General features: G+C 70.3%; 11 protein-coding genes. 7 read left to right on the top strand and 4 right to left on the bottom strand.

Features of this window, described 5'->3' with window-relative positions:
- Positions 1–24: 24 nt before the first annotated feature.
- From ABT129_RS31415 to ABT129_RS31430, 4 genes are all read right to left on the bottom strand, one after another.
- Positions 25–255 (bottom strand): hypothetical protein, encoded by a 231-nt coding sequence (locus ABT129_RS31415; RefSeq protein ID WP_351908381.1) that lies wholly within the window; start codon positions 253–255, stop codon positions 25–27.
- Entirely contained in the window at positions 255–2,105 is a 1,851-nt protein-coding gene (locus tag ABT129_RS31420) for a hypothetical protein (protein WP_351908383.1), read from the bottom strand. Before ABT129_RS31420 ends, ABT129_RS31415 begins: the two co-directional genes overlap by 1 nt.
- An 858-nt stretch (positions 2,106–2,963) precedes the next feature.
- On the bottom strand, positions 2,964–3,533 hold the full coding sequence (locus ABT129_RS31425) for a P-loop nucleotide/nucleoside kinase family protein (protein WP_351908385.1): 570 nt from the start codon (positions 3,531–3,533) through the stop codon (positions 2,964–2,966).
- Positions 3,533–4,288 (bottom strand): GntR family transcriptional regulator, encoded by a 756-nt coding sequence (locus tag ABT129_RS31430; RefSeq protein ID WP_351908387.1) that lies wholly within the window; start codon positions 4,286–4,288, stop codon positions 3,533–3,535. Before ABT129_RS31430 ends, ABT129_RS31425 begins: the two co-directional genes overlap by 1 nt.
- A 350-nt stretch (positions 4,289–4,638) precedes the next feature.
- Between ABT129_RS31430 and ABT129_RS31435 the strand changes: the two genes are divergently transcribed.
- The 7 genes from ABT129_RS31435 to ABT129_RS31465 all read left to right on the top strand — a co-directional run bounded on the left by ABT129_RS31435 (position 4,639) and on the right by ABT129_RS31465 (position 9,656).
- The gene (locus ABT129_RS31435; RefSeq protein ID WP_351908389.1) at positions 4,639–5,244 is read left to right on the top strand and encodes a hypothetical protein; all 606 of its coding nucleotides are present in this window, start codon (positions 4,639–4,641) and stop codon (positions 5,242–5,244) included.
- Between the two features lie 166 nt (positions 5,245–5,410).
- Positions 5,411–5,650: a hypothetical protein gene (locus tag ABT129_RS31440; protein ID WP_351908391.1), complete on the top strand. Its 240-nt coding sequence runs from the start codon at positions 5,411–5,413 to the stop codon at positions 5,648–5,650.
- A 79-nt stretch (positions 5,651–5,729) separates the two neighbouring features.
- Positions 5,730–5,921: a hypothetical protein gene (locus tag ABT129_RS31445; RefSeq protein ID WP_351908393.1), complete on the top strand. Its 192-nt coding sequence runs from the start codon at positions 5,730–5,732 to the stop codon at positions 5,919–5,921.
- Between the two features lie 55 nt (positions 5,922–5,976).
- Positions 5,977–6,540, top strand: a complete 564-nt coding sequence (locus ABT129_RS31450; protein WP_351908395.1) for a DUF6197 family protein — start codon at positions 5,977–5,979, stop codon at positions 6,538–6,540.
- Positions 6,541–6,781: 241 nt separating this feature from the next.
- Positions 6,782–7,603, top strand: coding sequence for a hypothetical protein (locus ABT129_RS31455; protein ID WP_351908397.1), 822 nt, complete (start codon positions 6,782–6,784; stop codon positions 7,601–7,603).
- A gap of 29 nt (positions 7,604–7,632) precedes the next feature.
- Complete coding sequence (locus ABT129_RS31460; protein WP_351908401.1) at positions 7,633–9,009, top strand: hypothetical protein; 1,377 nt, start codon at positions 7,633–7,635, stop codon at positions 9,007–9,009.
- A gap of 122 nt (positions 9,010–9,131) precedes the next feature.
- Positions 9,132–9,656, top strand: coding sequence for a hypothetical protein (locus ABT129_RS31465; RefSeq protein WP_351908399.1), 525 nt, complete (start codon positions 9,132–9,134; stop codon positions 9,654–9,656).
- Positions 9,657–10,016: the final 360 nt, after the last annotated feature.

Raw genomic sequence — 10,016 nt, forward strand, 5'->3', positions numbered from 1 at the left:
CGCGGCTGTGGTGATGATGGTCTCTCATTGGGCCAGGACGCTGCCGCCGGCAGCCGGGGCGACCAGGCCGCGTTCGGTCATCATCATGCCGATCGCACGGCTGATATCGAGCGGGGCGCCACCGTCACGGGCCACGGTGGTGGTCCGCCGTTTCGGCTTCTGCCGGTGGGTGCCCCGTTCTTTCGCGGCTTCGCGGGCGGCGAGGAGGGCTTGGCGGGCGAGGTCGACGCCGGAGGGCTGCGGGGTGCTGCTCATCAGGCCACCACCCCGGCGATCCCCTGGACCACGTGCCGTCGGCAGAACCGGCGCAAGGGCAGGGCCTCGCGCGTGCACGGCACGTCTGCCTCCAGGCCCTGGCAGGTCCCCGGGCCGGACTCCTCGACCGAATCGACCTGCGCGCGCGACCCGTTACGGGGCTGAGCGGGCGCCGCAAGGACCGCAACTGCCCGTGGCGCGGACGTGGTGTCCGGGTGGAGCTCCTCGCGGCAGGGCTTGCACAGACTGTCGGCCAGGGCGCGGCCGGTCATGAAGATCCGGCACCCGCACTCGCCACACGTGCCCCGCTCCGGACTCTCCGCAGACCGCTGGACCGGGATGGCGGTGGGCCGGGTGGCCGCGGTCTTGAGGTCGCAGTCGGCGCAACGGCCGGACGGATCCGGTCCGGTGCCGTGCTCCAGGCACAGTCCGGCGGCGGTACGGCGGGTACGTTCGCGGTCGGCGGCCTTGTCCTGGACGATCTCGGCGCACAGCTCGCAGGCCGTACCGGTACGCCAGATCGTGCCGGACTCGCAGTCGTCGTAGCCGCAGCCCCAGCGGGGCAGAGCCGCCCCGAGCAGCCACCGGCCCGGGTCACGGATTTCATCCGACATCGTCCCGGCCAGCCTGGTGGTCAGCCGGTGCTGGAGACGCTCGGCACAGGTACCGGTGGCGATCTGGCGGCCGACCTCGCGAGCGATCTTTCGGGCGACGAACGCGCTGGTCACCTGGGCCAGGAGGTGGTGCACCGGCTCCAGGACGGCGTAGACCTTTGCGCTCATGGCCAGCTGTGGACCGGTGTACGCCGACAAACCGCAGCCGGATCCCGGCCCGTTGCTGCGCTCTTGCACTACCGGGTTCGTCGACGAGAGCTTGCTCTTCGCACCCGCGCGAAGCGCGAGACCACCTTCTCCCCGACTAGCTCCAGCGTCCTCACCGGCCGGGTTTTCCACAGGCTCAGCACCCATACCTACCTGTACCTCGCCTACGGCGGATGAGAAGAGCGCTCGCCCGTCCTCAGGTGAGTCAGTCCTAGGTGATTCCTTATTCGTGAGGGATCCCTCACCATCCGGAGAACCCGATCCCTCACCAACCAGGGAACTGCCCGCCCGCTCAGAACCGTTTCCCACAGCCGCCTCAGGGGCCTCCGGACCAGCATGGCGAACGCGATCCGCAACCCCCGGCCGGGCCTCCGGAGGAAGGTCGTGTGCGATGTACAGGTTCCGGCCCTGCGCCCCCTCCCGGCGCCGCACCGTCATCCAGCGCGACGCCTCCACTTCGTCCACCACCGCCGACGCCGCTGTCACGGACACCGCCTGCCCAGCCTTGGCCCCCGAGTGGTGCAGAAGGTAGGAAGAGATCTCCGCTTCCGTCAGCGCGATCCCCCGCACCTGTGCGTACGCCACCAGCGCGAACACCCGCAGCTGCCGAGGCGTCAGGTCCTCCGCAGCCGCAACCGGCAGCCAGACGAACGACTCTGTCCGCGACATCGCCCGCACCGTTCGCACCGCAGACTGCCCCCGGCCACCCGGCAGCGTCCGACGCTGCGTGAACAGCTCCACCACACCGTCAGGCCCCGGACGGCGCAACTGCGACATCCCCCGCTCCACCGACGCCGCCGACAGCCCCAGGTACGAAGCGATCGTCGCCGTCCGCGCCTGACAGCCCTCCGGCCTCGCTCCCAACGCCTTCACCTTCACGTACGCCGACAGCGCCACGTCCTGATAGGACGCCGTCCACACCAACCGCATCGGCACACGCACCCGCTGACGCCGTACCAGAGCCTCGCGGTCTGGGACGGGCTGGTCGCTGACCGAGTCGTCGACGACGTCGTTGATGGACTCGACCACCGAACGGGCACAGCCCCTCGCCCCTACGGCAGTCACCAGGCGCTCTTGATGACCGGCAGGTACGGGGATCGCGGGTGGAGTGCTTCAGATGGCAATGCCCAGACCGGGCTAAAAAGGATCAGGCGGGCGTAGCTGGGCTGGAAAACGGCAAAGCAGTCCTGCACAATGGCTCCTGTCGTGGAGGCATCGCCAAAACGGCATAGCGAAGCCCCGGTAGGTGCTTCGTGGTTCTGGGAGAACCAGTACGAGTGTTCGGTCGGCTGCTAACCGGTCCGGACAACCCCTTCGACTAGGGCCGCTAACCCTGGTCGGTGACGAGGGGGCGCTCAGCGAAGCGCGCTAACGCTTCGGAGACTGAGCGTCCCGGCGGCCCTGGGCCCGGAGAGGGCGCCGCCGCGCATCACGTGACTACTACGATCTGGCCTCCCGGGCAGAGTGGTGCCCGCGACGCCTGCCAGCGCGGAAGTCGTCAGAACCGGCTTGGACGGCGTGACCGCGGAAGGTTCCGGTGGGGAGAAGGCCACGTACGCGGGAGAAATCCGCCGGAGCGATACGAGAGCATCGCTGCAACGGCGGGGTGGTGTGTGCTCGCGAGCGGGTACGGGTACCCTGCATCACGCGACCTCCTTCCTGGTAAAGGTGGTTCGCCGGACCGGTTCACTCCGGTCGAGAGCCCTCCGGACTTGCCTAAGGTCCTGAGGGCTTTTTTTGCTTTGTAGATCAGGTTCGGGGACACCCTACTCCCACGATCTGCCTCAGAGTGAAGGCAGGTGACAACGTGTCGAACACGGATCTGGGGCTCTGGCTGCGTAGGGCCAGAGGTGATCCCACGCTATCCAGATGGTGAGGGCCCGCTGGCTACTGTTCTGCTCCACCCACACCTGCCCTCCGCGTGAGGCGGAGTTCGGCAAGTATGGATTCCGGAAGGCCGGCGTAGAGGAGGTGAGGCTCGTTCTCGGTCGGCGGGAAGAAGCGCCCCGCATGACGAAGGAGATCCTGCTCGCTGAACTCGATGCTGTTCGCGTCCATCAGGGACTGTTCGTTGCGTCGTCGAATCCGGTCCCATCGCAGCTCGTGTGGTGCCGGTAGGTAGATCAAGACAGGCATGCCGCCAGCCTCTGCCACGAGTGCCCCCCACTGGGCCCGCTCCTCCGGAGTCCAGAGACCGTGGTCGAGCACCGTGTCCTCGCCTTTGGCTAGAAGATCCTGCAGTTCAAGAGCAGTGTCCGCGAGAACGGGAGCCTCTCTGACCTTGAATTCGCCGCGGGGGAAGTCTCTGCCGTAGTGGCCGTAGCGCCGGAACATCTCCTCGTCAGGGCAGAGCCGACGGAACCCGGTGCGCTCTAGAGTGCGGGCAAGTGTTGTCTTGCCTGAGCCCTGGAGACCAGCCATCAGGATCGCGCGAGGAGCGGTGTCGCGTGCGGTCATCAAAGCACCTCCGACACGGTCCGCCGGGTGCGGCCGGGTGCCCCCAGGTCCACGCCGTACTCCAGCAGTTCGCCGTCCGCGTCCAGGAAGCGGGCGGTCAGTACGAGGATCGCTGCAACGGTGCCAGGCTCCAGTTCCAGCAGCTCGAGGTCTTGGAGTGTGGCGATGCGGGCCGTCTCCTCATCCTCTCGTTTCACGACTCGGCGCCCAGTTGCTCTGGCGATCAGGTCTAGTGACACACCACCCTTGAGCCGGTCGCTCCGAGCTAGCTCGGGGACGATCCTGGCGAACTCCGCCGGGATCCACGACGTTGAGTGGGACACGATTCCGTGACCATCTCGGTAGACGCGGCAGCGACGAATAGCGTCAGCCCCAGGCGAGATGCCCAGCGCGTGGGCGACATCCTCAGGAGCTTCGACTATGCCGGCGACGTGGCCGGATGAGCTCTCGCCTACTCCCCATGACGACTGCGTTCTGCCGCTGCGGTCGTGGCGCTCTGCTCCGGAGGACAGTGAAATGCGGCGGGTCAGCACCTCAGTGCCGACGCCGGGGATGCCCTGCACCAACTTCTCTTCGCGCAGCAGCCTCATTGCCCGGTCTGCAGTTGCGGTGCTGACCCCCCACTCGGCGGCCAGCGACTTGATGCTGGGGAGAAGGTCCCCCGGCGAGAGTTCCCCGGAGCTGATCAGGTCGCGGTAGTGGCCCGCGATGCGTGCGTACGGCGGCCGATTGTCGGCTCGGGGTGTCTCGGGCATCTAGTTCGCCTCCTTCATTTCCATCTGGTTCCATCACTATACCGCTTGACACCTGAGGGTACCTGATGCAACCTGATGCATGTAAGACCTCGGTGACTGTTTCGGAACACCGAGTGAGTGCCACCGCAGTTGTCGTCCGCCCCTCGGGGCGGCCGGGGTAGTCCTCGGGGTCACCCAGGGCGCGAGAGCACCATCGAACTCCCCCGGAGCCTGACGGCACGACAACGGCGTCACGTCGCAGCGCTGTGCGCTGTCTGTCCTTACGGGACGCCGGCCTCGCGCTGTGCGGCCTGGAGGGCGGAGAGAGCATCGCGACGCGCCCCTTGCCACTCCGCCCATGAGGAGTCCAGATGTCTTCGACCCTTGAGCGCACCGCCCGTCCCCGTCTGAGCCGGACCCGGTCCCGCACCGTCAGCGCCCGCCCGGCACTTGCCCTCTCCGCCCTCAGGCCCCAGCAGTTCGACCTGCGCCCCGCCTGCGCGTCCCTGGTCTGCCCCGACTGTGAGACGTGGGTGCCGATCACCGGCCTCCTGACCAAGAAGCCCAAGTTGGTTCCGCACGACTCCGGCTGTGCGGGCAACGCCGCCGCCGTCCCCTGCCGCTTGGGCAGCAACCGCCTGGTCACGGTCGACGTCACGATCAGGCAGTGGCAGGAGCGCTTGGAGGACGGTCACGCGGAGACCGGTCACCGCCGCCGGACCACCGTACGGCGCAAGCCCAGGGCCTCGGTCGCTCCGGCCGTCAGCCAGATCGCCGCGCGGAAGCAGACGACCAAGGTCGCCCAGCCCGGCGACGGCCGGCCCGAGTGGCTCCTGCGCAAGCAGCAGTGGGCGTCGACCGAGTCCGCTGTCCGGGACACGGACAACCGCCGCGGCCAGATGCCCGCCGGTGGCGCCCCGCTGGGCGCCCCGCCGGTCCCGCTCAAGACGCTCCACCCTCAGCGCCCCGCGCGCTGAACCCACCGCACGAACCGCCACGGCCCCGGCCATCCCGATCGCAAGGGATGACCGGGGCCGCGGCTGCTCGTACGACGCGGACAGCCTGAACAGCACGACAGCCCCGGTGACTTGAGACCATCCGGGGCTGTCCAGGACCTGACTGGAGGACCTGATGCAGAACAGCATGACACGTACCGCACCGCGGACCGGGATCGTCGACGACATCGAGCGTGAGGACGACACCAAGGGCTACGAGCCCGAGGCCCGGTTCCACCAGCTCGTGAAGCACCTGGTGGCCGACGGTGACCACCGCGCCCGAAAGGCCGGTCACCCGGCCCGGCGCACCCTGGGCCAGATGCACCCGGGCCACCAGCGCCCCGAGTTCCTGACGATGACCGGCGCCGGATCGGTCCGGGGGGAGTGAGCACCGTGACCGACGCCGAGGCTGCGGAACTGTCCAGGAAGGTCGCCGAAGCGAACAAGCGGTCGGAGAACCACCAGAAGTGACCGCCCGCCATACGAATGACCTGTACCGCCGGTACATAGCCGCCGACACCGCCTACCGCCGGCACGCCGCCACCTGCACGGCCTGCACGATCACCGCCCCCGGCCCGGCCTGCCAGACCGGGGCGCGGCTGTACGAGTCGTTCTCGACTCTCCAGGCCGCGTACCTCAACCAGCTCAACCAGAACTGACCCGCCCGCCCCCGCCGTCCGGCGGGGGCGGCTTCGCTCCCACGGAGGGAACAGCATGACCATCAACACCATCACCGCCACCACCGTGTTCACCGACGAGGTCCTCGTCCGGGCCGCCGAGCTCGCCAAGGACGCCTACCGCCCGGTGTGGACCGGCGCCTCGGGTGAGGAGTCGACCGGTGAGTCGGTCGCCCGCCACCTGGAGGCGGCGACCGACCTGCTGGAGGGCGACGGCTGGGCGCGGACCTACACCTCCGCCTCGTCCGTGAGCACGGAACTGCCCGCGATCGAGGCGATGCGCATCGAGGACATGCTCCGCGAGGTGCTCCTCGCGGTCCGCGACGAGATCACCGCCACCGCCACCGCCCCGCGCACCCTGTCGGTGGCTCTGGAGCACGTGGCGCACGGCGAGGACGGCGACGGCGACACCCGCTACGTCGCCTTCGAGGTCCTGAACCTCCTGGTCCGTGCCCTCACCGGGCACGACCAGGCCCTCGCCACGTCGTGGGCGGAGCGTCTGCACCGCACCCAGCAGGACATCACGGACCTGCTTGCCGCCGCCGCCCGATTCGCCCGCACCTACGGGCCGCGGGACGCCGAGGCGACGCAGGCCGCCTGACCGGCGCCTCCCCCTCCGCACTCTCCCCGAGTTGCCCGTCGTCCCCCGCCCCCGCGGCGGGGGACGGCGGGGAGCCCCGGGAGCCCTCTGGCCCGCTCCACCGGCTCCCGTCCGCCGGGAGCGCGGTTCCTGTTCACCCGTCCGCACCTGCGCGAACCGGCGGCCCGCCTGACGGGCCGCCGGCCCTGCTGTACCGCCGCGCCCGGGCAGGAAACCCGGGTCGACCCCATGGAGGACCGCGATGACGCACACGATCCCGCTGCTGCACCCCCTCGACGACCATGGCCGCCTGCCGCGCCTGATCCTCGACGAGACCAGCCGGCTCCCGCAGGACGTCCGGGACGCCGCCGCTGCCCTGGCGGCTGCGGCGGCGAAGCCGCAGCTGTCCCCGGCCGCGGCTATCGCCCCCTACTGCCACCCCCACTTCGTGCGCGCCGAGCCCGCCGCGTTCGGCAGGGCCACCTTCTACTTCCGGGCTTTCACCGGCTACGAGAGCCGGCCGGAGATGCCGCGTGAGGCGTGGGACAACCCGGCGCTGACCTGGGAGCAGAAGCGCGAGCTGGACAGCCAGTACAGCGTGGCCGAGTCGCTGTGGTCGCAGGGGCGGCTGCGGATCCAGGCCGCGCCGGTGCTGCGCCGGGCCGTCCCGCTGTGGCAGGCGTGGCAGACCGCTCAGAACGCGTTGCGCGAGACGTTCGAGGCGTTCCGCCACACCCGTGACGGCATGTGGCGTGCGCAGCTGCTCCGGCTCACCGAGGCCGAGCGCTCCGCTCTTGCGGCGGCCACGGCGTGGGACGCGGTGGCCGAGGAGCTGTCCCTGCTCGCCGCCGAACAGCGCCGCTACGGCGGTGAGGAGCACGAGCTGGACCTGGCCACGGTCGCGAAGGAGCTCGGTCTGGATGCCTCGGGCTGGAGCATCCACTGGCCCGAGGACTACGCGCCCCGGGCTTCGTCCTGGCAGCACGAGACTCCGACGGTCCGCGCGCTCACCGCCGGGATCGAGCAGCAGCGCGAACGCCTGACCGAGGTCGCCCGCCTGGCCGGCGACTCCCAGACCATCTGACCCCGTTGAAAGAGGACCCCGTGCAGACCATGGACATCACCGAGCCCACCAAGAAGAAGGACGCCGCCCCGCCCACCCGGGAGCTGGGCGGCCTGCGCACCGGCATCCTGATCGCCGCCACCGTGCCGATGCTCGTCGTCGGCGGTGTGGGCGCTTGGGGCACGTTCACCAACATCCGAGCCGAGTTCCCCCGCAACGCCACCGCGCTGGGCGTCGTGGTGGCCGGCGAGGGCGGCACGCTCATCCTGGCCCTGGTCATGGTCCTGGTGACCCTGCTGGGGCAGTCCTCCCCCCGCATGGTCCGCCTGGGCTTGTGGCTGCTGCCCATGGTCGCCGCCGCGACCGGCGCGGTCGTCGCCGACACGGGCGAGGAGCGGATGGTCTACGCCGTCACGCCACTCGCAATGATCGCGGCCTCCGAGGGCCTGGGCCTGATCGCCCGCCGGGTCGTCATCTTCTGCACCGGCGTCGACGCCGAGGCCCGGCGCCGCAACGCGAGCACCATGCAGCGCCTGGCGGTGCGGCGGGCGCTGGCGAACGGTCACCCCTGGGGCTGGTACCGCACGATGTCGGAGCTCGCCTCGTGGCGGCTGGTGCGCAAGGTCGGCGTCGGCGACGCCGACCTGGGCGCCGGCCTGGTGAGCGTGCAGCGCGACCGGCTGGGCGAGGGAGCCGACACGGCCCTGGCCACGATGTTCGGCCTGCCCGTCACACCGGCCGCCCCGGAACTGACCGCGTCCGTCACGCCCGCGCTCGAACCGGGGGCGCACAGTGGCGAGTCCGTCGCACCGTTCGGGACGCCTTCCGTGACGGAACCGGCGCCCCGTCACGGCCCCGCCCCGGCCCCCGGGAGCGTTGTCACGCAGGTCAGCGCCCTGCCGCCTACCGGACCGTCGCACCCGGCCGAAACCGTCACGGGCACGGACGCCGCCGCCGTCACGCTGCCCGCGACGGATTCCGTCACGGGCGGCGAGACGAACCCGGCGCCCGGCACGGCGCCTGTGACGGAAACCGGCACGGACGGCGCCGCCACGGTGGGGCCCGTCACGCCGTCGGCGGCGCCGAAGACGACCGTGACGCTCCAGGAGGTCGCAGCCGTCGCGGGCGTGCCGGTTCCCGAGACCGGCGAGCGCCTCACCGACGCGCAGCTGCTCGTCGTCCTGCGGCACCTGCGCTACCGCGACGACCCGCCCACGTCCTACCGGCAGGCCGTCGCGGACTTCCGCGAGGCCGGGTTCGTCGGCGGCGAGGAGCGGGTCCGCCGCACCTGGGGCGAGCTGATGTCGCGCGAGGAGAGCGACGCCAACCAGGCCGCCAGGAAGACCGGAGAGGCGGAATCCAGCAACTCCGACAAGCCTGCGAACGCGGACGAAGAGGACGAGGAGGAAGCCGGTCCGAAGTCCTGAAACCCCCTCTCCGGCACCACCGGTGAAGGCCGGCCCGGCACCCGCCGGACCGGCCCTCGCCGCGACTGCCGGAAGCAGTCCAGACCAACCCATGACGCCTGTCTCTTCTGGAGGTCGACCCCGTGAATCACCAGCCCGAGCAGCGCCCCGGAACGGCCCCGCAGGGCCGGCCGCCCGGGCAGAACGTCCACAGCCCGCTGCAGGACGTGGCGGCCAACGCCGCCGCTACCGCCCGCTACCTCGCCGACATCCAGCGGGTGGTACGCGACACTGAGCGCCACCTGGCCACCCTGACCGACGAGACCAGCGTCCACCTGCGCGGCACCCACCTGGAAGGCGACCGGTTCTGGCACGCCAAAATCCGCGCAAGGCCGGTGGAAAAGTCCCTGCGGAAGGTGCTGAAGGACGCCAAAAACCTGGCCGCCGACCTTGAAGCCGCCGCCTACAGCCGCCGCGCGTTCGACGAGAATTGCGCGAACACGGTGAAAGAGCGGAAGGAAAGGGAGCTGGAAAAGCAGCGGAAGAAGAACCCGCAGCAGATCCCGCCCATGCCCGCCGCCCCGCCCGGACTTCACAGCAAGCCGGAAAGCGGCTACGTTTCCCCCGTGTCCAACATTCACGACCTGCGGGGACGTGAGTCGGCGTGAGCAACGCAAGCCGTCCGCTGACGCGACACGAAGTGAAAGCGCAGAACTCCCGGAGCTACCTGCTCAAGCAGCGGACGGAATTCGTGGAGAAACACGGGGAAGACCTCGGCGCTTTCTACTTTCTCATCATGCTGCTGCAGACCCACGGAAAGAAGATGCTGCGGCGAGGCGACGTGCAGGGACTGCGGCGACTGGCCCACGACCTGCACGGCCTCTACGTGAAGCACACCCAGCAGTAGCACCCGACCGCACAGTCCCGGAGGGGGCCGGCCGCCCCCCGCCGCCCCCCCCCGCGGGGGCCCCACCCCCACGCGGCCCCACCCCCCCCCCCCCCCACCCGCCCCCCCGGGATAGCCGGGC

Origin of the sequence: Streptomyces sp. NPDC002057 (genome assembly GCF_040296665.1) — a bacterium.
Taxonomy (GTDB): Bacteria; Actinomycetota; Actinomycetes; order Streptomycetales; family Streptomycetaceae; genus Streptomyces.

Coding starts and splice junctions, on each gene's coding strand:
- ABT129_RS31415 (WP_351908381.1), bottom strand. CDS start 255: ATGAGCAGCACCCCGCAGCCCTCCGGCGTCGACCTCGCCCGCCAAGCC.
- ABT129_RS31425 (WP_351908385.1), bottom strand. CDS start 3,533: ATGACCGCACGCGACACCGCTCCTCGCGCGATCCTGATGGCTGGTCTC.
- ABT129_RS31430 (WP_351908387.1), bottom strand. CDS start 4,288: ATGCCCGAGACACCCCGAGCCGACAATCGGCCGCCGTACGCACGCATC.
- ABT129_RS31435 (WP_351908389.1), top strand. CDS start 4,639: ATGTCTTCGACCCTTGAGCGCACCGCCCGTCCCCGTCTGAGCCGGACC.
- ABT129_RS31440 (WP_351908391.1), top strand. CDS start 5,411: ATGACACGTACCGCACCGCGGACCGGGATCGTCGACGACATCGAGCGT.
- ABT129_RS31450 (WP_351908395.1), top strand. CDS start 5,977: ATGACCATCAACACCATCACCGCCACCACCGTGTTCACCGACGAGGTC.
- ABT129_RS31455 (WP_351908397.1), top strand. CDS start 6,782: ATGACGCACACGATCCCGCTGCTGCACCCCCTCGACGACCATGGCCGC.
- ABT129_RS31460 (WP_351908401.1), top strand. CDS start 7,633: ATGGACATCACCGAGCCCACCAAGAAGAAGGACGCCGCCCCGCCCACC.